Here is a 22,356-nt window from a genome sequence, read left to right as displayed (position 1 = left end):
CAGCGGGTGAGCGTACTGACGGATCGCCCGCGGTGATCCTGGAGAGATCGTGACCACACGACAAGTGGCGAGAACGTTGAGCACGGTAGCGGCAGTCCTGGCGCTCGTGCTGTCGGGCTGCTCGGCCGGCAGCCGCGTCGACCTCGGCGGCGAGGCGTCCGATTACCTGATCGCCGCCATCGCCGGGGAGCCCGATCAGCTCGACCCGCAGCGCACCATTGCGTACTTCTCATTCGAAGTGCTGGAGAACGTGTTCGACACGCTGGTCGAACCGGACGCGAACCTGCAGATGAGTCCCGCTTTGGCGAGATCGTGGGAGGTCAGCCCCGATCAGCTGACCTGGATGTTTCACCTGCGCCCCGGCGTGACGTGGCACGACGGCAGCCCACTGACCGCCGAGGACGTCGTCTACTCGTATCGCCGGATCATCGACCAGCAGCTGACCAATGTGGACAAGTTCAGCGCGATCGCCGGCGTCGACGCATTGGATCCCGCCACCGTGCGGATTACCGTCAAGCATCCGACGCCCAACCTGCTGACCAATCTCGGCGGCTTCAAGGGCATGGCGATCGTGCAACGCCACAACGTCGAAAGCGGGCAGATCGCCACGCATCCGATCGGCACCGGACCGTTCTCGTTCGTGTCGCGCAAGAGCGGCGACTCCATCACGTTGAAGGCCAACCCGCACTATTGGGCCGGCGCTCCCCCGGTCGCCGGGGTGACGTTCCGGTTCATCTCGGAACCGTCGACCGCGCTATCGGCGCTGCAGGCCGGTGAGGTCGACTGGACCGATTCGATTCCCCCGCAACGCGTCACGCAACTGCGCGAAGACGACTCGCTGCACCTCGCGGTCACCCCCAGCAACGACTATTGGTATCTGGCGCTCAACGAAGCCCGCAAGCCCTGGGACGACGTGCGGGTCAGACAGGCCATCGCGTACGCGATCGATCGGGATTCCATCACCGCGGCCACCACATACCGCACCGCCACCACCAACCAACTCGCCATCCCGCAGGGCAATGCGTGGTACACCGACTATCACCGCTACCGCCACGATGTGGATGAAGCAAAACATCTGCTCCAGGAAGCGAACGCCGCCCCGAAGGACCTCGACATGCTGGTCACCAGCGAGTACCCGGAGACCGTCACGGCGGCCCAGATCATCGCCGACAACCTTGCGCCGCTTGGTATCACGGTGCACATCCGCACCGTCGACTTCGCCACCTGGCTCGACGAACAGAACAACGGGCACTTCGACATGCTGATGATGGGGTGGCTCGGCAACATCGACCCCGACGACTTCTACTACGCACAGCACCATTCCGGCGGCACCAGCAATGCGCAGAAGTTCTCCGACCCGGAGGTCGACCAACTCCTCGACGCCGGGCGGGTCGAGACCGATGTCGCCACACGAAAATCCATCTACGCCAGAGCGGCAACCCGCATCGCCGACGAGGTCAGCTACATCTACCTGTACAACCCGTCGGTGATCGAGGCGTGGGCAACGAATCTGTCGGGCTACGAGGCGCGTCGTGACGGCGCCGTCCGGTTCCGTAGCGCAAGCCTGAATCGGGGTGGGACGACGTGAATGTGGGCAAAGCCGTGAACCACCCGGTCGTGCGGTTTCTGGCGCGGCGCCTGCTGCACTCCACAGTCGTACTCATCGGCGTGCTGATCGTGGTGTTCGCGTTGGTGCACCTGGTGCCCGGTGACCCGGTCCGGATCGCGTTGGGTACGCGCTACACCCCTGAGGCGTATGCGGCGCTGCGCTCGGCCAGCGGGATGGACCGGCCGATCATCGAGCAGTTCTTGAGCTATCTCGGCTCGGCGTTCACCGGGAACCTGGGGGTGAGTTTCCGCAACGGCGACCCGGTCACCCTCACGCTGCTGGAACGTCTTCCCGCCACACTGTCACTCGGCCTGGTGGGCATCGTCATCGCCCTGTTGATCGCGTTGCCCGCAGGTATCTGGTCAGCCCTGCACGAGGGCCGGGTCAGCGACGCGATCGTGCGCATCGCCAGTCAGTTCGGCGTGTCCATTCCCGATTTCTGGATGGGGATCCTGTTGATCGGGGTCTTTGCGTCGACGCTGGGCTGGCTGCCGACGTCGGGATACCGTCCCCTGTTCGGTGATCCGGGTGGCTGGCTGCGGCACATCATCCTGCCCGGCCTCACGGTGGGTCTGGTCGCCGCCGCGATCATGACCCGCTATGTGCGGTCGGCCGTCCTCGAAGTGACCGCCATGGGGTACGTGCGCACTGCCAAATCGAAAGGCCTCGCGCAGGCGGTGATCACGTTTCGCCACATCGTCCGCAACGCATTGCTGCCGGTGCTGACCATCACCGGTATCCAGCTGGCGACGATCCTCGGCGGGGTCATCGTGGTCGAGGTGGTGTTCGCCTGGCCTGGCCTGGGCCGGCTCGTGTTCAATTCGGTTGCAGCCCGCGATTATCCGGTAATTCAGGGTGCGGTGCTGCTCATCGCGGTGGTGTTCCTGCTGATCAACTTGATCGTCGACGTGTTGTACGCGGTGGCCGACCCGAGGATCCGCCTGTCATGACATTCACCGAGAGCCGGGTCTCATCCTGGCGGCTGCTGCTGTCCAATCCGGTGACCGCGATCAGTGCCGTTGTGTTGTTGGCCGTGGTGTTCATCGCGGTCACCGCTCAGTGGATCACCCCGTTCGGCATCAACGACATCGACGTGCCCAATGCTTTGCAGGCTCCCAGCGGATCTCACTGGTTCGGCACCGACGAGCTCGGCCGTGACGTGCTGTCGCGCGTGCTGGTAGCGGTTCAGGCATCGATGCGGGTCGCGGTGGTGAGCGTCGCGTTCGCCGCGGTCGTGGGGGTGACGATCGGGGTGGTGGCGGGCTATCGCAGCGGCTGGGTGGACACCGTAGCGATGCGCGTCGTCGACGTGATGTTCGCATTCCCTGTGCTGTTGCTCGCGCTGGCCATCGTGGCGATTCTGGGGCCGGGCATCACCACCACCATGCTCGCCATCGGTATCGTCTACACGCCAATTTTCGCGCGCGTCGCTCGCGCCAGCACCCTGAGTGTGCGGATGGAACCGTTCGTCGCGGTGTCGCGCACCATGGGTACCGGCGACGGGTACATCCTGACCCGCCACATCGTGCCGAACATCGCCGGGCCGTTGATCGTCCAGCTCTCCTTGTCTCTGGCGTTCGCGATTCTCGCCGAGGCGGCATTGTCGTTCCTGGGCTTGGGGATTCAGCCACCGCAACCGTCGCTGGGCCGGATGATCTTCGACGCCCAGGGCTTCGTCACGCTGGCCTGGTGGATGGCGGTATTCCCGGGCGCCGCCATCTTCGTGACGGTGCTCGCGTTCAACCTGTTCGGCGACGGACTGCGGGATGTGCTAGATCCCAAGCAGCGCACCATGATCGAGGCCAGAAGGGCGGGCAGACAGTGACCCCTCAGGTGTTGAGCGTGACGGATCTGCGGGTGACGATCGGCCGCCGTGAAATCGTGCGCGGGGTGTCGTTCGACGTGGCACGCGAACAGACCGTCGGGATCGTCGGCGAGTCCGGGTCGGGCAAGTCGATGACCGTACTGGCCGCCACCGGACTGCTCGACGCGCCGGGCGCGGTCGTCACCGGCACCGCCACATTGGCCGGCGGCAGCCAACTCGTCGGGGCGTCCACCCGCACGTTGCGCCAAGTCCACGGTGGCCGTATCGGATTCGTGTTCCAAGATCCGGGCACGTCGCTCAACCCACTGCTGACATTGTCACGGCAGATCACCGAAACCCTCGAAACCCACCGCAACATGACCCGCCGGCAAGCGCGCGAGCGGGCCGGTGAGCTGCTCGATGCCGTCGGCCTGCCGACCGATCGGTTGGATTCCTATCCCCACCAGCTCTCGGGCGGTCAACGCCAGCGTGTGATGATCGCCATCGCGCTGGCGTGCGATCCAGAACTGCTGATCGCCGACGAACCGACCACCGCGCTGGACGTCACCACCCAGGCGCAGATCATCGATCTGGTGGCCGACCTGCAAAAGGAGTTCGGCGCCGCGGTGGTGTGGATCAGCCACGATCTCGGGGTCATCGGTCAGGTCGCCGACGAGGTGACGGTATTACGCGACGGCGAGGCGGTGGAACAGTCGCCCATCCTCGATGTTTTCGATCACCCGCAACACCCGTACACCCGCGAGCTGCTCGGGTCCCGGCCGCGCATCGACGGCGACGGTCCCGCCGAAGTCGAGGACACCCCAGTCTTGTTGGACGTCAACGGACTTGACGTCCGCTACGGCGACGTCACCGCGGTGCAGGACGTGTCGTTCCAGATTCGGCGCGGCACCACGCTGGGACTGGTCGGTGAGTCGGGTTCGGGAAAATCCACGGTGGCCGCCGCGCTGACCGGTCTGGCCGAACCGGCGGCGGGGACGGCAACCCTGGACGGGGTCAACGTCTTCGGAGCAGACCGGAACCTGCGGCGGCGGATCAGTCTGGTGTTCCAGGATCCCTTCGCGTCGCTGAACCCACGTGCTCGGGTGGGCGCAGCGATCGGCGAACCGTTGCAGGTACACCGCCTGGCCAAAGGCCGCCGCGCCCGGTCCGAGCGGGTGGCGCAATTGCTTGAGTTGGTCGGTCTGCCGGCCGATTTCGCGTCCCGATACCCGCATGAACTCTCCGGCGGTCAGCGGCAGCGGGTCAGCATCGCCCGGGCACTGGCCACCGAGCCCGACCTGCTCATCCTCGACGAATCGACAGCCTCCCTTGATGTTTCGATCCAGTCGCGGGTGCTGGACCTGTTGACCGAGCTACAGCAAGACCTCGGATTGTCCTACCTGTTCATCGCGCACGACCTGGCGGTGGTGCACCGGATGTGCCACGACGTGATGGTCATGCGATCCGGCGTAGTCGTCGAGTACCGTCCCGCGGCCGAGCTGTTCGCCGCCCCCGAGCAGGACTACACCCGCACGCTACTGGCCGCAATACCACCCACGAGGCCGCGCGCCGATATCTGAGCGGAAAGACCGCCGGATAAGGCCTTCCCCATCGCCGCCGCTGCGCGCACGATGGAAGTGTTCGCCGATTAGGCGAAGGGAGGACGAACGATGAAAGCACACGTCGGCGACTTCCTGGTCGTGAAGGGCACAACCACCGACCAGCACGAGCAGCACGCCGAGATCATCGGGGTCCGCGCCGAGGACGGCTCTCCCCCGTACGAGGTGCGGTGGTTGGTCACCGGCCAGGAAGCGGTGATGTACCCCGGCACGGACGCGGTCGTGGTCTCGGCCGCCGAGCACTCGCGGGCCGCCGAGCGAGCGGCCGAACGGACCGGCCACCCCGGCGCCGAACACTAGGCCAGGATCCACACTCGGCCGATACAAGCGCCACCACTGTGGGTATAGCTACCACGTGGGCTGTGATGCGTTTGTCTTGGGCGGCGGTGGACTGCTGGGCGCGGCCGAGGTCGGCATGGCTCGCGCCCTCCTGGAGGCGGGAGTTCGACCCGATCTGGTGTGCGGCACATCGATCGGGGCGATCAATGGCGCGGCGATCGCAATGGACCCGACCCTGGAAGGTGTGGCGCGCCTATTGACGATTTGGGACGCGCTTTCCGGAGACGGAATCTTCGACGGCTCCCCACTTCGGCAGGTCGCCGAGGTCGTGCGCAGCAAGACAGCGTTGCACGGCAACCGTCAACTCCGTGAGCTGTTGTATGCGCACTTACCCGTCAAGACCTTCGAAGATCTCCCGGTACCCTTCGAATGCGTCGCCGCCAGCATCGAACGCAGCCGTGAGCACTGGTTCAACAGCGGCGACCTGATCGAGCCGGTGCTGGCCTCGTGTGCGCTGCCCGGGGTGTTTCCCCCGGTGCGGATCGGCGATGAGCACTTCTACGACGGTGGCCTGGTGAACAGCATCCCGCTGAATCGCGCCGTGGCCCTCGGTGCCGACACCGTATGGGTGCTGCATGTCGGACGCCTGGAAGAAGAACTCACCCCACCGCAGTTCCTGTGGGAGGTCGGCTTCGTGGCCTTTGAGATCTCGCGCCGACACCGCTTTCTCCACGATCTGGAGCACGTGGGTTCCGACGTCACTGTGCATGTGCTGCCATCTGGTCTGCCTCAGCGGCCGGCCGCCACATGGTCGAATCTGCGCTACCGCGACACCCGGCGCATAGCGCGACGTGCTGAACTGGCGTACGACGCCACGCGAGAATATCTAGAGGCGCTGTCATGACGGCCCTGCGGCGGGCTGTGACCATACCGGTCATCGCGACCTTCATGCTCTTCGTATTGCTCACGGGGCCAATATCTTTGGTCGTCGCCGGCCTGGTGAGCCTGATGGCTCGGTCAAGCCGGCCGGTACGATCCGTGGCTTTGGTGCTGGCGTATGCACTGATCGAATTGCGCACACTGGCCAAGTTTCTGGGTGGCGACCGCGACTGTGATCGGCTGATGTTCGACTTCGGCAGCATGGCCTACGATGCTGTTCGCCGGCTCCTCGACATCGAGGTCGCGCTCGGCCCGACCTCAGTGGCCCCCGATGAGATTCCCGACGACGCGCCTGTCATCGTGCTGTCACGGCACTGCGGCCCCGGAGACAGCATTCTGATCGCCTGGCTGCTGATGACCGAATACCGCCTACAGGTCCGAGTCGTCGCCAGGGCAGCTCTGCGGCTGGAACCTGTTTTCGACGTTGCGGGTCAGCTGGGGTGTGTGTGCTTTGTGGGTCACGGTGGCCGTGCCCGTGCCCAGATCCGCGATCTGGCCGCATCGCTGTCCAGCCGACAAGCCCTACTACTGTTCCCCGAAGGCGCGAACTTCAGTGTGTCACGGTGGCGCGCCACCATCGCCGAACTCCGCTCGACGGGCCGGATTCGCGCAGCCGCCCGGGCGTTCCGCCAGTCGCATACGCTGCCGCCACGTGCCGGCGGTGCGACCGCCGCGGTGTCCGGCGCACCGAGCGCAAGCGTCCTTGTGCTCAGCCATACCGGCTTCTGTCCTGACGGGCGAGCCCGCCCCTGGTGGCGGCTACCGATTCACCGACAGCTTCTGGTCCACACCGAATTGTTTCGGGCAGATCAGCGTCCGCGACCGGATGAAATCAGCGCTTGGCTCGAACAGACGTGGACTCGGGTCGACTCCTGGGTCGCCGAGCAGGCCGATCATCCCTGAGCGCATGACAAATTTTGTGGCTGAGCCTCTTTCGATGCCGCACAGAGCGGCAGACAACCAGCAGCCCAGTGGTGGCGGTCGGCGCTACCACTGGGCTGGTCGAGAACCTTAATCCTTGAACGCGTCCTTGATCTTCTCGCCGGCGTCCTTCAAATTGGACTTCACCTGGTCGCCTTTGCCTTCGTTTTCGGTGCTCTTGTCGCCGGTGATCTTGCCGACAGCTTCCTTGGCCTTACCGCCCAGTTCCTGACCTTTGTTCTTCGCTTTGTCGATTGCGCTCACAGTGCTTCTCCTCTTTCGCGGAGGCGACCCGCGTGGTCGACCGTCCCAGCCCTGGATACCTCACGAACCGGTAATCGAAACTCGACGTCCAACATGCGCCCTGGGTTGTGGTGGCCCTCGGCAGATCCCGAGCTACGAAGGGCCTGCGCGACCGTCAGTCTTGCGGCAGCGGTAAAACGATCGCGACCTCGGTGCCTGCAGTTGTCGCGTGGGCATCGAACTGGCCGGACGATGCAAGGACCTTGGTGCGGATCGATGCCATGCCGATGTGGCCTTCGGCGATGCTTTTCGCCAGCCGCGCGTCGGATATCCCGACTCCGTCGTCGACGATCCGCAGCCGCGCCTCGCCGGCCTCGCGGCTCAGCTCGATGCGCAGGGTCTGGGCGTGGGCATGTTTGATGACGTTGGTGGTGAATTCACGCGCCGCGCTGTACAGCAGATGATCGGCATCGGTGCGAAAGTCCTCGGGCCAGGTCGAGGAGTCGAGATCGACCGCGAGATCATCGCGGGCCGCGATGCTGTCGGCCAGCGCCTCGATCGCGGCCTTCAGGCCAGCCCGGGTGAGGATTTCGGGGTGCAGTTCGCGTACCGCGTCGCGCAGCAGCGCCGAACACTCCTTGAGCGCGGTTTCCACCAGGTCCAGTGCCGGGCCCGACCCAGCCCGGACGTCCTCGAGATCGCCGCGCGCGACCAGCACATACTGCAGCGGCCCGTCGTGTAGGCGCTCCGAGAGGGCTTGTCGTTCGCGCTTCTCCAGTCCCAGCACGTCGTCGAGCAATTGTGTTCGCTGCCGGGCCAGTTCCTCGATTGTCTCGACCTTCGACCGCTGAATCCGGGACAACGCGACCGAACCGGCCGCAAGCCCCGATAACACGATGGTGTTCAACAGAATCGACGACCACGGCTCTTCGTTGCCGGCCTGGCTGATCCAACTGACCACAATGTATGCCGTGACCGTCGGAATCGCCGTGACGGCACTGAGGAACGGATCCAGCTGCGCCGCGGCGATCACCGGAATCAGAAACAGCCCGGTACGCAACACATTCGACGTCCATTCTTCCGGCGAGTGCAAGCCGGTGAGCACCGAGAGGATGGACACCAACGCGACGTCAGCGGCGAGCATGAACAGTGCCGGCGGCCGACTGGTGATGTCTCCCGACGAGGGCCCCGTACGCAACACCCACCAGCTCCACGCCGCCAATACGGCCACGTACACAGCCACCGCCAGGACGCAGACCCACAGGTCGCGCTGCGGGGGCTGCAACAGCAACGTGACGGCGATGTAGCCCACCAACACCACCCGCAGCGCCCACTGCAGGAGAATGCCGTAGAAGACCGGACGCCCCGACGAGTCAGGAAGGATCTGCAGCACACGAACGTTCGCCGCGCGCTCATCGTCTCCGACCATCAAGGCTCCTGTCCCCGCAAATGCGTGGACAAAGTATAGGGCGGCAACCGATGTCGCCGGATGCTCCTCAGCGGGTCACGACGACGGCTTGTCGCCGGACACGACCTTTTTCACGGCGTTCTGCACACCTTTCGCCACACCGCTCACAGTCGAGTTGACGCTGCCCGCCACCTTCTGCACGGGATTAGCGCGACCAGCCGGCTTATTCGATTTCATCGGATTCGACACCGACTTGTTGGCCGAGGACACCGGCTTATTGGGAGAGGACAACGCGGACACACCGGACAATCCGGGCATACCGGTTGTCGACAACGACGACGTGGTCAGGTTGCCGGTGACGATCTTGGCCGTGCTCGAGGCCTCGTCGAGCGGCCGGGTCACCAACGTGGTGGGCGAGGACAGGTCCTTGCGGGCGGTGCCCGCAGCCTTCGTCACGCCGACCTGGATATCGCCGGGCAAAGCGCCGAGGGTGCCCGTCATATCGGATGCCGGCGGCAGCAGACCGACCGGTCGGGTCTTGGTGGGATCCTGCGGGATCGGCTGGTTGTCCTGGTAGCCCGCGTTGACGACGTCGGTGAGCGCAGGCTCGACCGCATCGGCGACGATGTCCCCGCCGGGCAGCAACAACAGCGGCCGCACCAGTGGCAGCCTGTCGGTTGTGAAGGTCACGTACGTGACGTTGCCCGGTACCTCGTATTTGGTATACGTACCGTCCGGCGCGACGACGTAGTGGTAGTGCACCGGATCCGTGGGCTGAGCATCGAGCGCTTCGGCCGGCATCGGCGCACTCGACTGCGCACCATAGCCATAGGCGTACGCCGCCAGCGCATTTGCGTCGGCAACCAGGTTGAGCGGGTAGGTCGGGGCGTCGGAGTTGATGTTGTATTCATAGGCGGTGTCGACTACCGGGATCGACACGTCGCTGGGCTCCGGAGCTGCCGACGTCCCCAGCAGCGGCGCGAACATCCAGTAGGTGGTCCAGAATCCGCCGCCGGCCCGGTTGGTGTTGTTGTCGAGGATGACCAGTTTGACGTTGTTCAGGGCCGAGTCGTTGTTGGCTTGCATGCTCGCCAATGCGAGGCTGGTCTGGCCGGCGCCCCAACCCGATGACACCACCACCAGGTCAGGATCGGTGCTGTTCTGGTCTATCGCGTCGGCAATTCCCTGCGGCCCCAGGAAGAACGGCACCACTTGCTGCGGCGGATTCGTCTGCGCGTAGTCCGTGCCGTAGTAGGTGGAGCCGGCAAAGATCTGCGCCGTCGAGTTCGCCGGGGTGATCGCCGCGGCCAGCGCCACCACGGGTGCTGCAAAGGTCGTCGTCGTTCCCGTCACCACCGCGGTCGACAGTCCCGTGACGCCGACCGCGGCTGCGGTCAGACCGGGTGCCCAGCGTGTGGTTGCGGAGCGGGTGCGCGACGGCTGACGATGCTTACCGGACATGAGGGCCCTTCTGTCGTGGTGTCATCGGTTCTGACAGGCCGTCCGAAATGCCCCACACGCGCGGCCCCCGCTCCTGTCACGCGTGCGCCGCCGCCCCGGCAATGCGCACGAAACCTCGAATTTGGCAAAAGCTAGCATGCCCGTTCAGCCGGGATAACGGGGTTCGAAGCAAAATTTCAGTGAATTCGTCCGAACGGCCGACAGCATCCAGATCGGGGCTTTGCAGCGATCGAGTAGCGCACTACGCTAGTCGGCCCCCGGCGGTATCAGCGAGCTTTCGGTATGGACCTGATCGCTGCGGATGCCGGTGAGGTGCTCTGCCGCACCACGTTCAAGCGGGTCGTCGTGTGGGGCGGTGGTCTTCGGCTCACCGGGGTGCGCGCGCTGCGCCACGCACTGACACGAGTACAGAACGGGGATTTCGATGCGCGGCTCGAAGTCGACGACGCCAGCGAAATCGGCCGACTGCAAGCCGGTTTCAACACCATGACAGCGGGTTTGGCCGAACGCGAACGCATTCGGGCCACGTTCGGCACCTACGTGGATCGCGATGTGGCAGAACATATCCTGTGCGCAGGCGGAACCTTGCAGGGCCAGGAGGTGGACGTCACGCTGATGTTCGTCGATGTCCGTGGTTTCACGACATTCGCCGAGCAGCTCCCGCCTGCCGATGCGGTCGCCACGGTCAACGTGGCCGCCCGCGTCGAGGCAGCCACCCGGCAAACCGGCGATGCCGTCCTGCCGGTGCAGATCTACGCGCCTGCGTGACCCGGTGGCCTATTCCGACGAGTACTGCTGCGCCGGTTCGTCGGAATCGACGTGACCGTTGCTGACGATGGTGAGGCTGTCCGGACGGATCTCGTACAGTGCACCGTCGGCCGGGTTGGTGGCGTTGAACCCGTCGCCGGACCGTTCGGCCTGGGCGATTTCCAGGTGTGCACCGTCGCTGAGCCGCTCGCCGCGGTAGTAGTAACTGTCCGGCCCGCTCTGGCAGATCACCGCGATCGACGACGCCGTCTTGATCATCGCTGCCGGGGTGCTGCCCGAGTCGCAGCGGGCGGTATGCCCGACGAAGCCCTGGGTGTCGGTGCCGGTCATCGGGGCCGCCGCGGATCGCGTGGTGGATGTCGTCGCCGACGGTTCGGTTGACGATTCGGTGGGTGCGCTCGCACTGGTCGCCGAGGGCGGCACCGCCACGGCAGTCTTGGGCGTCGAGCCGTCGCCATTACCGCTGAGCACCAGGACCGCCGACAGCACCGCGGCGACACCGAGCAGCAGCACCGTCGCGATCACCAGTCGCACCTGGCTACGGGTCCAGCGGGATCCTCTGACCGGGCCCGCAGGGGCGTGCACCGGAGCTGACGGCGGATAAGGAGCCTCGCCAGTACCTGTAGGGGTCGGGTAGGCCGAGGAGAACTCGCGGGTGCTCGGTGGCGGGGCGGGGCGGGGCACGGCGGCCGGTTCGGGTACCGGCGGCGCCGCACTGCCCACAGGGTTCCCTGAGACGGCCGCCCGGGCGGCCCTGGCCAGTTCGCCCGCCGATGCGTAGCGGTGGGAGGGATCTTTGGCCATGCCGCGGGCGATGACGTCGTCGAACGCGCGCGGCATGCCGCGTCGCATGATGCTCGGCCGCGGCGGCGCGGAGAACATGTGGGCGCTCATGAGCTGCCGGAGGTCACCGGTCTCGAACGGTGGACGACCGATGAGGCATTCGTAGAGCAGGCAGGTCAGCGCGTAGACATCGGCCGGTGGCCCCACGGTGGCACCAGAGAACCGCTCGGGTGCCATATAGGCGCTCGAGCCGATCAGCACGCCCGTCATCGTCACGGTGGCCTCGCCGCCCACGTGGGCGATGCCGAAATCGACCAGGTACGCGAAATCGTCGCCGGTGAGCAGGACGTTCTCAGGTTTGATGTCCCGATGCACGAGGCCGCCGGCGTGCGCAGCGTCGAGCGCCGACGCCACCTGGGTGACGATGGACACAGCACGTCCGGGATCGAGCGGCCCGTTCGTCCGCAACGCTTCTTTCACACTGGCACCCTCGACCAGCCGCATGTCGATATAGAGGACGCCGTCGATATCGCCGAAGTCGTGCACCGGGATGACATGGGGTTCTTGGAGTCGGGCGGCAGCGCGCGACTCACGTCGGAACCGTGCCTGGTAACTGCGGTCCGCGGCCACCTCGGTCCGCAGCAGCTTGACGGCGACCATCCGGTCCTTCACCGTGTCGTAGGCCTGGTACACCTCTCCCATTCCCCCGACCCCTATCAGCGACCTCAGTTCGTACGGCCCGAACCGGGTGCCGACGCGCGACGCGTCGTGGGGGGATGCCATTCCACGATCCTTTCGGCCCAGCTGGACTCGGTCGGCGACCACCGTCCGGGCATACGCCGACGGGTGAGGTGTCGCGGTATCCAGGCGGAGGGTCTCGCGACGCGGTTTCACCAAGCCCGGGGCGCGGACGCGGTGGTCTCGGGAACGAGGATAGCGGCGCTGCGCGGCTCGCCTCGCGCCCTATTGTCACGCTGGAGTGGCAGTCGGCCTCGGCAGCCACTCCAGCGTGACAAAGCGTGCACGCACGGGCTCCACCAAACGACCGTTCAACGGGATAGGGTCGGCCGGAACATCCCTGCCCAAATCGACCACCCAAGGTTTTCAGATGGCCGACGCCAGTGCATCCACGACGACCCACACCGGGATCGCCCGTTGGATTCGCCGACTCGCCATTCCGATCATCCTGGGGTGGATCGGCCTGGTGGCCGTGCTCAATACGACGGTGCCCCAGCTCGAGGTCGTCGCCAAGATGCGGTCGGTGTCGATGAGCCCGGCAGAGGCTCCGTCGGTGATCGCGATGAAACGTGTCGGCGTGGTGTTCGACGAGTTCCATTCCGACAGCTCGGCGATGATCGTGTTGGAGGGTGACAAGCCGCTCGGCGACGACGCGCACTACTTCTACAACGACATGGTCGCCAAGTTGAAGGCGGACACCAAGCACGTCGAACACGTCCAGGACTTCTGGGGCGATCCGCTGACAAAGGCAGGGGCACAGAGCAACGACCTCAGAGCCGCCTACGTGCAGGTCTACCTCGTCGGCAACATGGGTGAGACCCTGGCCAACGAATCGGTGGAGTCGGTCCAGAAGCTGGTCAAAGGGCTGTCCCCGCCACCTGGGGTCAAGGTGTACGTGACGGGCCCGACGGCATTGGCCGCCGATCAGCAGATCTCCGCCGACCGCAGCGTCCAGATGATCGAAATGGTCACCTTCGTCGTGATCGTCACGATGCTGCTCCTGGTCTACCGGTCGGTCGTCACCGTCATCATCGTGCTGGCAATGGTGGTCACGGAATTGTCGGCGGCCCGCGGGGTGGTCGCGTTCCTGGGCTATCACAACCTGATCGGGTTGACACCTTTTGCCACCCAGCTTTTGGTCACCTTGGCGATCGCCGCCGCCACCGACTACGCGATCTTCCTCATCGGGCGTTACCAGGAGGCACGCGGCAACGGCGAGGACCGAGAACAGGCCTACTACACGATGTTCCACGGCACCGCCCATGTGGTGCTGGGCTCGGGCATGACGATCGCGGGGGCGACGTTCTGCCTGCACTTCACCCGGTTGCCCTACTTCCAGTCGCTGGGCATTCCGATGGCGGTCGGCATGGTGATCGCGGTGGTCGCGGCGCTCACCCTCGGGCCTGCGCTAATCACGGTGGCGAGCCGGTTCGGGCGCACGCTGGAACCCCGGCGGGCCATGCGGATCCGGGGTTGGCGACGGTTGGGAACCGTCGTCGTGCGGTGGCCGGGTCCGGTGCTGCTCGGCACCATCCTGCTGTCGCTGGTGGGGCTGCTGACACTGCCCGGCTACCGGACCAACTACAACGACCGCAACTACCTGCCCGCCGATCTGCCCGCCAACGCCGGGTACGCGGCCGCTGAACGCCACTTCTCACCGGCCAAGATGAACCCCGAGCTGTTGCTCATCGAAACCGACCACGACGTTCGCAACTCGGCCGATTTCCTGGTGATCGACAAGATCGCCAAGGCCATCTTCCAAGTGCCCGGGATCGGCAGCGTTCAGGCGATCACCCGTCCGGACGGCAAGCCACTGAAATTCAGCACGATTCCGGCTCAGATGAGCATGGGCGGGGTCATGCAGACCATGAACCGCAAATACCTGACCGACCGCGCCGACGACATGCTGCTGCAGGCCGATGACATGCAGAAGACCATCGACATCATGGACCGGATGATCACGCTCATGGAGGAGATGAGCGCGACGACGCACAGCATGGTGGGCAAGACCCACGACATGGTCACCGACGTCGCCGAATTGCGGGACAGCATTTCCAATTTCGACGACTTCCTGCGACCGCTGCGCAACTACCTGTACTGGGAGCCGCACTGCTACGACATCCCGATCTGCTGGTCGATGCGATCGGTGTTCGACGGGCTCGACGGCGTCGACACGATGACCGCGAGCTTCCAGGAGCTGCTGCCTGACATGGACCGACTCGACGCCCTCATGCCGCAAATGGCGGCCATGATGCAACCGCAGATCGAAACCATGAAAAGCACCAAGACGATGATGCTCACGATGTACCAGACCCAGAAGGGTCTGCAGGATCAGACGGCGGCCATGCAGGACGACCAGTCCGCGATGGGTGAAGCGTTCAACGATTCCAAGAACGATGACACCTTCTACCTGCCACCGGAGACATTCAACAACAGCGACTTCAAGCGCGGGATGAAGAGCTTCATCTCCCCCGACGGAAAAGCCGTGCGGTTCATCATCTCTCACGAGGGCGATCCGTTGACCGCCGACGGCATCAAGTTGATCGACGGGATCAAGCTGGCCGCCAGGGAGGCCATGAAGAACACGCCGTTCGAGGGGTCCAAGATCTACCTGGGCGGAACCGCAGCGGCATTCAAGGACATGCAGGAAGGCAACAACTACGACCTGATCATCGCCGGGATCTCGGCTCTGTCCTTGATTTTCATCATCATGCTGCTGATCACTCGCAGTCTGGTGGCCGCGGCGGTGATCGTGGGCACGGTGCTGGTCTCGCTGGGCACGTCGTTCGGGTTGTCAGTCCTGGTGTGGCAGCACCTGCTCGGGATCGAACTGCACTTCATGGTGATGGCGATGGCCGTGATCGTGCTGTTGGCAGTCGGCGCCGACTACAACCTGCTGCTCGTGGCGCGGCTCAAGGAAGAGTTACCGGCAGGCATCAACACCGGCATCATCCGCGCGATGGGCGGCACTGGATCGGTGGTGACCGCCGCGGGCCTGGTGTTCGCGTTCACCATGATGTCGATGGTGGTCAGCGAGATGACCGTGGTGGCGCAGGTCGGTTCGACGATCGGGCTGGGCCTGCTGTTCGACACCCTGGTGATCCGGTCGTTCATGACGCCGTCGATCGCGGCGTTGATGGGTCCCTGGTTCTGGTGGCCACAGGTGGTGCGTCGACGCCCGGCACAGGGTGTGGTGGCGCGGGCATTGGACCGCTCGGGCGCTTAAGCCCACAAGGGCCAGGTCAGCCCGTTATCCTGGGTCTCCCCCAGCGGCGACACCTGTGGAGGAGCGGGGATGACGGGACCGCAGGTCGACAACGCTCCCATCGCGAAGACCCGGGCGTGCGCACGGGCGATGCTGTGGGTCGTATTCCTGCTGCTGTTCGTGTTCTCCTACAGCGAGGAAATCATCGGGCTGCTGTTCGACCTCATCAGCACCGGTGCCCACAACAGCTGGCGGACCAACCTCGGCTGGCGAATGCTGGTAATCGTCATTGAGGTTGTCGTACTGCTGGTCGTGGGGTTGAAGAAGCGGGCGATCGGCCGTATCGACGGCTCAGGTCCACGCCTATGGCGGTTGTGGTGGACCGGATTCGGCGTGCTGGTCGTCTTGGACCTCGTGCTCTCCGAGTTACCGTTCCGCCCCTCGGTGTGGGTCCTTTTGGCTGCGTCGGTCATCATCGCGGCCACCATGGGCACCATGATGGCCACATCGCTCAATGCCGATCCCCGTGTGCTTTTCAACGCCGACCGGCGCGCGGCGCAGCCCACGGACTGGCGGCGGGTTCGCGCGGTCGTGCCGTTGGTGCTGGGAACGTTCGCCTGCTATCTGGCAGCCATCGCCTACAACCGCTCGCTCGATGTCGACAGCGTCCGAACCCTGCCGGCCGATATGGCAGCGCAAATCGCCGCGCTCCCCCTCGCGGAACGTCTTGGCGCACTGGAGATCGCATGCGAGAGCGCGGTCGGATCGGCGTACTTCAGCAATGTCGTCGCGGTCATTCCGTTACTGCTGCTGACGCTCGGCGTGGAGTTCAACTTCTTTCGGCGCAACCTGCGCGACCCCGCGCAACGCGCGACCACGGCCGCCACTGTCACCGTGCTGTCCGCAGCGCTGGTCTTCGCGTTGTCGACGTTGCCGTTCGACGGTCAGGGCTGCAACGACATGCTGTCCGACTGGCACGAGTTCTTGACGTTCGTCATCACCGTGCAGGGCATCTTCATCGGATTGATCACCCTGATATCGCTGCTGGTGTCCAGCTCTTCCTACGACGAAACCTGACCGAATAGCGGTGCTGGTCCATCATCTCCTGGTGGCGGCGGCGACCAGCAGTTCGGCGGCAGCATCGACCCGCGCACGGTCCTTGGTCACCAGGGCATCCTGGCACAACCCGCGCAGCCCTGAGACCACCAATGTGGCGCGCGCCCGGGCGTCGTCGTCGGCGTACCCGATCGCGGTCAACGCCGCGGCGACCGGTCCGATCATGACATCGACCGCCGTGCGGGCCGACTCTCCGTAGGTCTCGGCGTCGGTGACGGCGAGGCTGAGGACCTGCAAGAGCAGCCTGACATTGCGGCGCTCGCCCCCGCGGGTCAGCTCTCGCCACATCGTGCGTGCCGCGTCGGCGAATTGTTCTGCGGTGGCGACGTCGCTGAACATCTCCCCCAGCTGCGGACGGCTGGCGTCGAGGGCCTGGGTGAGCAGTTCCGCGCGGTCGCCGAAGTAGTACAGCAGCATGCGCTTGCTCGTGCCCAGCGCCTGCGCCATGGGCGCCAACGACATGTCCCCGATACCGTGCTGTTCGAGATAGGCCACGACCGCCTTCAGAAGCTCTTCACGTTTGACGGGGTCTGCGCTGCGGGCCACCCCTTGACCGTACCGATCGGTACGTTTATAGTCAATCTTGTATCGCTCGGTACATCTATTGCGGACGAAGGAGAATCATGACCGGCCTGAGTGTCGCCGTCATCGGCGCCGGTATCGGCGGGCTGACCGCCGCGATTGCGCTGCGCGCCAACGGTATCGATGCGACCGTTTACGAACAGGCGCATGAGCTCAAGGCCCTCGGCGCCGGGGTCGCCATCGCGACCAACGGATCACGAATTCTCAACCATCTCGGCGTGGGTGATGCACTGACGAAGGTCGCCGGTCCGGTGACGCACTACCGGTTTCGCACCTGGCAGGCCGAGCCCATTGCGGGCGAACCGTCCACCCTGTCATTCGGAGATCCGGCCCGGACCTGGTTTCTACATCGCGGCGAATTCCAGCAGGTACTCACCGACGCCCTGCCTTCCGACGCCCTGCGTCTGGGCCGATCCTGCGTCGGTGCCACCGAGCACACCGACGGGGTGCGCGTCGAATTCGCCGACGGCACAACGGTCGACGCCGACCTGCTCATCGGCGCTGACGGAATCCACTCGCGGCTTCAAGGCAAGGTGACTTCGCCGGCCGAGCCGGTCAGCGAGGGAATCATGGCCTACCGCGGGCTGATTCCCGCCGAAGGGGTCGCCGGTGTAGCCGACATGTGCGCCAGTTCCATGTGGCTGGGGCCCAGGCAGAGCTTCCTGGCCTACCCGGTCTCGGCGGGCCGGCTGCTCAACATCGTGGCCTTCGTCCCGACCAATCTCACAGTCGCCGAATCCTGGACCGCACCAGGCGATGTCGCCGAACTCGCGGCGGCTTACCGCGGTTGGGATCCCCAGGTGAGCACCATCATCGATGCGATGGATTCGACCTTCCGGTGGGGTATCTACGATCGCGAACCGCTCGATCGGTGGTCCACGGATCGGATCACGCTGCTGGGTGACAGTGCGCATGCGGTCACCCCACACCTCGGACAGGGAGCCAACCAGGCCATCGAAGACGCCATGACCTTGGCGGTACTGCTGCGTGGCGCACACCCCGGCGAGTTGCCGGACCGACTGCGTCGCTACGAAGACCTGCGGATGAAGCGCACCGGCCAGGTCCGCTCGCAGGCCCGTGCCGCGGGGCGTATTTACCGGTCCACGGAACTGACGCCACGCGCGCAGGCCGAACAATTGCAGGCCATTCTCGACAGCGTTGCGATCAACACTTACGACGCTCGGCAGGTGGCCGAGACCGCGGTGGCCGCCGTATGAACCACTACTTCCGGATCAACTCGAAGACGGGAATGACCCGGTCGGTGCGGGTCTCGTAGTCGGCGAAGCCTGGTGCCCGCTGCTTGATGATCTCGTAGACGCGGTCACGTTCCTCGCGCGGTAGTTCGCGCGCGGTGACCGCCCTCGGACCGTCGGCGCCGATCTCGACCGAGACGTCGGGATTCGCACGAATGTTGAAGGCCCACGCGGGGTCCCGGTCCCGGCCGGCCGATGATCCGGCGATGTAGATGGTCCCGTCGATGTCGAAGTAGGCGACCGGATTGACCCGGTGTTCCCCACTCTTGGCGCCGGTGGAGGTGAGCAGCAGCAGTGGGAATCCTTCGAACTGGCCGCCGACTTTGCCGTCGTTGGCGCGAAACTCCTCGATGTTGCGTTCGTTGAAGTCGCGTTCACCCTGATCCGTCATGGGTTCATCGTGACACGTTTGCGTGGCTACCGGCCGAGGCTGGCGAGTTCCTGCGGGGTGACCAGACGCTCCTGCTCGACGGGATAGCGCCGGCTCATGATGGGACGGCGGATCAGCTGAAGGGCAATCCGCGCCGTCCGCATGTCGAACGTTCGGCTCATGTTCACGGTTTTCACTCCATCCCTCTGATCGTCCGTCGAATACACGACGTGTAGGGCCGCCAGGTTCACCCGGCCGGAGAAGCGTGTCGCGCCCTTCGTGTACTCATATCACTCTGGAAACACTGGTCTTCTTTTGTCACTTTTAGAACACGACTCAATCACAACTCGCGCTCTATGGCGTGGCTTGACCTCTACCGGCAAGCAGCTGTGAGAAAGTGCCGCGCTCGCTGCCCAATTCCCAGAACACGCAGGATAACGTGGGTCGACGGCGAGATGCGAATCCGGCACCGTCGCAATCGTTTCGAACAATCGACATCACACCGAAGCGGTCGATGATCCGGAATGTGCTGCAGCCGAAGCCGTTACGGAAGCACCGTCTTCATCAACATCACGTTGTAGGCCGACCACAGCGACAGGTTGAAGTAGAGCTCCTTGCCCGTCGACCACGGGTGCAGGAACGGAGCGTAGATGCCACCGGGGAATTCCATCGAGGACACCAGCATCTGCTCCGGACTCCACGGTCCTTGTGGTGCAGGCGCGGTGCGCGCGACGACGTCGTTGGCTCCATTGCAATACAGCACCAGATACTGCTTGAGGTAGGTGTTGTATTGGGCGGACATCTCCCCGACCGGCCCAGGGATCACCGGAGTGGCAGCACCCGGATTGCCGGGCACCCAGGAATTGCTGTCGCCGTTCCAGTACTCATATCGCCGCTGATCCGGCACGGAGCCCTGAGGAACCCGGGCGATGTAGGCCGACCCGCTACGCCCGGACGGGGTACCGAATGTGTAGAGGTACGGGTCACCCGGCCCAGGTTTCAGGAATGCACCCTGCTGGAAGTTTTCGTTGCCCGGCACAGCGGCAAGCCTCGGTACGGAATTGCCGACGGCGCGAATGCTGCTGGGATAGACCCCCCAGTTCTCGCCGTTGTCCTGGGACACCGCGATGCCCGAGAAGTTGGTGTCCCACTGGCCGTTGTCACCCCAACGTTTGATCGACATGAAGTTCAGGTATTGGTTCCTGCCGACGGAAACTCCGGACGTCGGGATGATCCCGACCTCGGTCGGCGCCCACTTGATGCTGTTGATGATCTGCTTGGAAAGCCCCGGCGCCCACACGGGCGAACCCGAATAACGGTTGGCTTTGATGCCATCGGGCACGGCGACGGTTTTCGAGAGCGAGCCGTCCTGAGTGCGGAACAGCGTGTTGTAGCGCCACTGCTGTCCACGGACACTGCAATAACCGTAGGTGTCCCCGAACGCCATCAGGACCTGATGAGCACCTGGATCGCCGTTGTCCCACATGATCCCGAGGTCGGTTCCGGAGATGGCGAACCGCTGAATGGTGTTGTTGGGGCTGTCGGGTCCGGTGACCCAGCCAACCAACGATGTTCCCGGCGGCGCAGCGGGCGCGGGCTCCGGCGCGGGCGCCGGAGCAGCGTTCGGAACGGCTTGGGCGGCATTCGGCGGGGCCGGGCTGTTCGGGACGACCGGCCGCGGCGGCGGCTCAACCGCCGCTTGCTGGCGCACCGGTGCAGAGTGCGGCGCCAACGGCGAGAGCGCGTTGAGGAGCATCTTGGGCAGCTGGCCCAATCTTGGTAGCGGCGCACTGTCATTCGCGCCGGCCGGCCGGTGACCTGTTGGCGGCCGGTCGATCCCGGGCAGCGCCGGAGTGGCCACGGCATTGGCAGGAGGTTGAGCCGCGGCGGCGGCGCCGGTGCACGGTTCGGCGGCTGCCTGGGGCGCGACGCCGATCGCAACGACGAGCCCCACAGCGGCTGCCGACGCCACCGACATCGATGCGATTCGAGGACGCGGCGACATCTCACCCCTTCCGGAGGGCACGACGTCCCATTGACGTCATTAGCTGACCGATGTGACGATAGTGACCCAAGTGAAGGTTGCGGCCAGTGATGCATCGATAGGTATCGTTCTGTGACCGTGTCGCAACAGTCGGAGCCGGGGCCCGAGCTCTTCGGTGTGCTAATTCGCCCCAGTCTCGGGAGCTGTGACGAAATCGCATTGATCGTCCGTATTATGCTGCACGTCAAGTGGTTTCAGTCTTCGGTAGCCGCGAACCCGTGGGGCGTTCACAGATGAACACCTATCGAATGTCGTTCAACTGGTGCACACATCCCGTTGTCGTGTGTCAGCATGAGTGCGTGGGGCCACGCCACATTGCTCTACTGATCAGCGCCGCGACAGCGGTGCCGATGATATTGCTGGGCGTGCCAACGTTATCCGCGCGAGCAGCGGAATGTCCCGACGCCGAGGTGATCTTCGCCCGCGGCACCACGGAAGCGCCGGGCCTGGGTCCGACGGGTCAGTCGTTCGTCAACTCGGTGCGGTCCCGCGTCAGTGGCAAATCTGTTGGCGCGTACGCGGTTGACTACCCCGCCACGATGGACTTCCCCACCGCTGTCGACGGCATCTCGGACGCACGCGCCCACATTCTGGCCACTGCGACGAACTGTCCACGCACCAAGATGGTGCTCGGCGGGTTCTCCCAAGGCGCCGCAATCGCCGGCTTCGTCACGGCCAGTGTGATTCCCGACGGCGTTCATGCCGCAGATGTACCGACACCGCTGCCACCCGCCATCTCCGATCACGTAGCCGCCGTGGCCCTCTTCGGAAAACCATCGACGAGGTTCATGAAAGCCATCAGCGAGCCGCCGATCACCATCGGTACGCTGTATACGGCGAAGACCATCGACCTGTGCGTCGACAATGACCTCGTTTGCGCGGCCAACGGCAGAAGCTTCTCCGCGCACAACCAATACGAAGAAGCCGGCATGGTTGACCGCGGTGCGACATTCGTCGCCAACCAACTTGAAGCCAGCTGGGCTGCCGACGCCATCATGAATCCACCCGTCGTCGGGCCGGCACCAGGCCCGGTCCCGGCGCCGGCCGCACCCGCGACCCTGACGCCGCTGCAGGCTGCGCCCGGCCCGGCGCCCCACCTGCCGGCCCCTGCAGGGGCCCCGCCCGGTCCGACGGCACCCACCCCTGCGCCGGTCGGGCCGCTCGCCTAACCGCTGCCGATGCCTGCCACTTGCCAGTGTTTTGCAGGTTTGCCA

20 protein-coding genes are annotated in these 22,356 nt (G+C 65.0%); 12 read left to right on the top strand and 8 right to left on the bottom strand.

Going from position 1 to position 22,356, the window contains the following annotated elements:
• Positions 1 to 49: 49 nt before the first annotated feature.
• From H276_RS0103640 to H276_RS0103610, 7 genes are all read left to right on the top strand, one after another.
• Positions 50 to 1,588, top strand: coding sequence for an ABC transporter substrate-binding protein (locus H276_RS0103640; protein WP_369758394.1), 1,539 nt, complete (start codon positions 50 to 52; stop codon positions 1,586 to 1,588).
• Positions 1,585 to 2,559, top strand: coding sequence for an ABC transporter permease subunit (locus H276_RS0103635; RefSeq protein WP_019969949.1), 975 nt, complete (start codon positions 1,585 to 1,587; stop codon positions 2,557 to 2,559). The genes H276_RS0103640 and H276_RS0103635 overlap by 4 nt, the downstream gene beginning before the upstream one ends.
• Positions 2,556 to 3,434: an ABC transporter permease gene (locus H276_RS0103630; RefSeq protein ID WP_019969948.1), complete on the top strand. Its 879-nt coding sequence runs from the start codon at positions 2,556 to 2,558 to the stop codon at positions 3,432 to 3,434. The genes H276_RS0103635 and H276_RS0103630 overlap by 4 nt, the downstream gene beginning before the upstream one ends.
• Positions 3,431 to 4,993 carry an ABC transporter ATP-binding protein gene (locus tag H276_RS0103625; protein WP_019969947.1) on the top strand — a complete coding sequence of 521 codons (1,563 nt, stop codon included), beginning with the start codon at positions 3,431 to 3,433 and terminating at the stop codon, positions 4,991 to 4,993. The genes H276_RS0103630 and H276_RS0103625 overlap by 4 nt, the downstream gene beginning before the upstream one ends.
• Positions 4,994 to 5,083: 90 nt before the next feature.
• Positions 5,084 to 5,332: a DUF1918 domain-containing protein gene (locus H276_RS0103620; RefSeq protein WP_019969946.1), complete on the top strand. Its 249-nt coding sequence runs from the start codon at positions 5,084 to 5,086 to the stop codon at positions 5,330 to 5,332.
• Between the two features lie 55 nt (positions 5,333 to 5,387).
• Entirely contained in the window at positions 5,388 to 6,215 is an 828-nt protein-coding gene (locus H276_RS0103615) for a patatin-like phospholipase family protein (RefSeq protein WP_019969945.1), read from the top strand.
• Entirely contained in the window at positions 6,212 to 7,153 is a 942-nt protein-coding gene (locus tag H276_RS0103610) for a 1-acyl-sn-glycerol-3-phosphate acyltransferase (protein ID WP_019969944.1), read from the top strand. The genes H276_RS0103615 and H276_RS0103610 overlap by 4 nt, the downstream gene beginning before the upstream one ends.
• Positions 7,154 to 7,261: 108 nt before the next feature.
• Here H276_RS0103610 and H276_RS0103605 read toward each other — a convergent pair whose 3' ends face one another.
• The 3 genes from H276_RS0103605 to H276_RS0103595 form a co-directional block, all read right to left on the bottom strand.
• A complete protein-coding gene (locus tag H276_RS0103605) occupies positions 7,262 to 7,435 on the bottom strand; it encodes a CsbD family protein (RefSeq protein ID WP_019969943.1) in 174 nt (57 codons plus the stop codon).
• A 154-nt stretch (positions 7,436 to 7,589) separates the two neighbouring features.
• Positions 7,590 to 8,843: a sensor histidine kinase gene (locus H276_RS0103600; protein WP_019969942.1), complete on the bottom strand. Its 1,254-nt coding sequence runs from the start codon at positions 8,841 to 8,843 to the stop codon at positions 7,590 to 7,592.
• A gap of 75 nt (positions 8,844 to 8,918) precedes the next feature.
• Entirely contained in the window at positions 8,919 to 10,283 is a 1,365-nt protein-coding gene (locus tag H276_RS0103595; RefSeq protein ID WP_019969941.1) for a PE-PPE domain-containing protein, read from the bottom strand.
• A 282-nt stretch (positions 10,284 to 10,565) separates the two neighbouring features.
• On the opposite strand from H276_RS0103595, the gene H276_RS0103590 reads away from it, so the two are divergent.
• Positions 10,566 to 11,051, top strand: coding sequence for a HAMP domain-containing protein (locus H276_RS0103590; protein ID WP_019969940.1), 486 nt, complete (start codon positions 10,566 to 10,568; stop codon positions 11,049 to 11,051).
• A 9-nt stretch (positions 11,052 to 11,060) separates the two neighbouring features.
• On the opposite strand, the gene H276_RS0103585 is transcribed toward H276_RS0103590, so the two are convergent.
• Complete coding sequence (locus tag H276_RS0103585; protein WP_019969939.1) at positions 11,061 to 12,617, bottom strand: serine/threonine-protein kinase; 1,557 nt, start codon at positions 12,615 to 12,617, stop codon at positions 11,061 to 11,063.
• Positions 12,618 to 12,942: 325 nt separating this feature from the next.
• On the opposite strand from H276_RS0103585, the gene H276_RS0103580 reads away from it, so the two are divergent.
• Entirely contained in the window at positions 12,943 to 15,798 is a 2,856-nt protein-coding gene (locus tag H276_RS0103580) for an RND family transporter (RefSeq protein WP_019969938.1), read from the top strand.
• Between the two features lie 69 nt (positions 15,799 to 15,867).
• The gene (locus H276_RS23840; RefSeq protein WP_019969937.1) at positions 15,868 to 16,854 is read left to right on the top strand and encodes a hypothetical protein; all 987 of its coding nucleotides are present in this window, start codon (positions 15,868 to 15,870) and stop codon (positions 16,852 to 16,854) included.
• Between the two features lie 21 nt (positions 16,855 to 16,875).
• Here H276_RS23840 and H276_RS0103570 read toward each other — a convergent pair whose 3' ends face one another.
• Entirely contained in the window at positions 16,876 to 17,439 is a 564-nt protein-coding gene (locus tag H276_RS0103570; protein WP_019969936.1) for a TetR family transcriptional regulator, read from the bottom strand.
• A gap of 86 nt (positions 17,440 to 17,525) precedes the next feature.
• Between H276_RS0103570 and H276_RS0103565 the strand changes: the two genes are divergently transcribed.
• Positions 17,526 to 18,692 (top strand): FAD-dependent monooxygenase, encoded by a 1,167-nt coding sequence (locus H276_RS0103565; protein ID WP_026356548.1) that lies wholly within the window; start codon positions 17,526 to 17,528, stop codon positions 18,690 to 18,692.
• Between the two features lie 4 nt (positions 18,693 to 18,696).
• Here H276_RS0103565 and H276_RS0103560 read toward each other — a convergent pair whose 3' ends face one another.
• From H276_RS0103560 to H276_RS0103550, 3 genes are all read right to left on the bottom strand, one after another.
• Positions 18,697 to 19,119 (bottom strand): nitroreductase family deazaflavin-dependent oxidoreductase, encoded by a 423-nt coding sequence (locus H276_RS0103560; protein ID WP_019969934.1) that lies wholly within the window; start codon positions 19,117 to 19,119, stop codon positions 18,697 to 18,699.
• Between the two features lie 26 nt (positions 19,120 to 19,145).
• A complete protein-coding gene (locus H276_RS25490; protein WP_255327453.1) occupies positions 19,146 to 19,280 on the bottom strand; it encodes a hypothetical protein in 135 nt (44 codons plus the stop codon).
• A 362-nt stretch (positions 19,281 to 19,642) separates the two neighbouring features.
• Complete coding sequence (locus H276_RS0103550) at positions 19,643 to 21,103, bottom strand: DUF4185 domain-containing protein (RefSeq protein ID WP_026356547.1); 1,461 nt, start codon at positions 21,101 to 21,103, stop codon at positions 19,643 to 19,645.
• Between the two features lie 338 nt (positions 21,104 to 21,441).
• Between H276_RS0103550 and H276_RS0103540 the strand changes: the two genes are divergently transcribed.
• Positions 21,442 to 22,311 (top strand): cutinase family protein, encoded by an 870-nt coding sequence (locus tag H276_RS0103540; RefSeq protein ID WP_036460594.1) that lies wholly within the window; start codon positions 21,442 to 21,444, stop codon positions 22,309 to 22,311.
• Positions 22,312 to 22,356: the final 45 nt, after the last annotated feature.

This window comes from Mycobacterium sp. 141, from assembly GCF_000382405.1.
Taxonomy (GTDB): Bacteria; Actinomycetota; Actinomycetes; order Mycobacteriales; family Mycobacteriaceae; genus Mycobacterium.
Note: the sequence above shows the minus strand (reverse complement) of the source record. Positions and strands in the feature narration are given on the sequence as shown.

Excerpts from the sequence above, each read along its gene's own strand:
- H276_RS0103630 (WP_019969948.1), top strand. The coding sequence starts at position 2,556 with ATGACATTCACCGAGAGCCGGGTCTCATCCTGGCGGCTGCTGCTGTCC.
- H276_RS0103620 (WP_019969946.1), top strand. The coding sequence starts at position 5,084 with ATGAAAGCACACGTCGGCGACTTCCTGGTCGTGAAGGGCACAACCACC.
- H276_RS0103600 (WP_019969942.1), bottom strand. The coding sequence starts at position 8,843 with ATGGTCGGAGACGATGAGCGCGCGGCGAACGTTCGTGTGCTGCAGATC.
- H276_RS0103595 (WP_019969941.1), bottom strand. The coding sequence starts at position 10,283 with ATGTCCGGTAAGCATCGTCAGCCGTCGCGCACCCGCTCCGCAACCACA.
- H276_RS25490 (WP_255327453.1), bottom strand. The coding sequence starts at position 19,280 with ATGAGCCGAACGTTCGACATGCGGACGGCGCGGATTGCCCTTCAGCTG.
- H276_RS0103610 (WP_019969944.1), top strand. The coding sequence starts at position 6,212 with ATGACGGCCCTGCGGCGGGCTGTGACCATACCGGTCATCGCGACCTTC.
- H276_RS0103590 (WP_019969940.1), top strand. The coding sequence starts at position 10,566 with ATGGACCTGATCGCTGCGGATGCCGGTGAGGTGCTCTGCCGCACCACG.
- H276_RS0103560 (WP_019969934.1), bottom strand. The coding sequence starts at position 19,119 with ATGACGGATCAGGGTGAACGCGACTTCAACGAACGCAACATCGAGGAG.
- H276_RS0103585 (WP_019969939.1), bottom strand. The coding sequence starts at position 12,617 with ATGGCATCCCCCCACGACGCGTCGCGCGTCGGCACCCGGTTCGGGCCG.
- H276_RS23840 (WP_019969937.1), top strand. The coding sequence starts at position 15,868 with ATGACGGGACCGCAGGTCGACAACGCTCCCATCGCGAAGACCCGGGCG.
- H276_RS0103550 (WP_026356547.1), bottom strand. The coding sequence starts at position 21,103 with ATGTCGCCGCGTCCTCGAATCGCATCGATGTCGGTGGCGTCGGCAGCC.
- H276_RS0103580 (WP_019969938.1), top strand. The coding sequence starts at position 12,943 with ATGGCCGACGCCAGTGCATCCACGACGACCCACACCGGGATCGCCCGT.